Origin of the sequence: Streptomyces chisholmiae (assembly GCF_031845445.1) — a bacterium.
Classification (GTDB): domain Bacteria; phylum Actinomycetota; class Actinomycetes; order Streptomycetales; family Streptomycetaceae; genus Streptomyces; species Streptomyces chisholmiae.
In genome coordinates this window covers 1-380 of record NZ_JAVREO010000313.1, presented here as the reverse complement: position 1 = coordinate 380, position 380 = coordinate 1, and the positions used below count along the sequence as shown (strand labels likewise).

1 pseudogene is annotated in these 380 nt (G+C 74.2%); it reads left to right on the top strand.

What is annotated here, in order from left to right:
- Positions 1 to 190 precede the first annotated feature (190 nt).
- Positions 191 to 380 (top strand): annotated as a pseudogene (locus RM844_RS33360) (hypothetical protein); the annotation flags it as partial.

Here is a 380-nt window from a genome sequence, read left to right as displayed (position 1 = left end):
CCGCACGCCGACTCGACCTGGCCCGACACCCAGGACCTGCTCACGACGCGCTTCGGCAGCATGCCGGACGACCACGTCGACCTGATGACGCACGCGAACGCGGCGCGCCTGTTCCGCCATCCGCTTCCACCACCGCCGTCCTGGCGCGAGCCCGCGCGCGCCTGAACGCGCGTCGTCTGGAACGGTCTTCGTGACATCCGACGCGCGTCCGGCCAGGATGTCGGCGCGTTTCCCGGCCACGCGGACACCCGCGCTGGCGCCGAACGCGATGGTCGCGACCTCGTCGGCGCTCGGCACGTCCGCCGCGCTCGAGCTCTTCCGGCGAGGGGGCAACGCGGTGGACGCGGCGATCGCAGCGGACGCCGCGCTCGGCGTCGTGC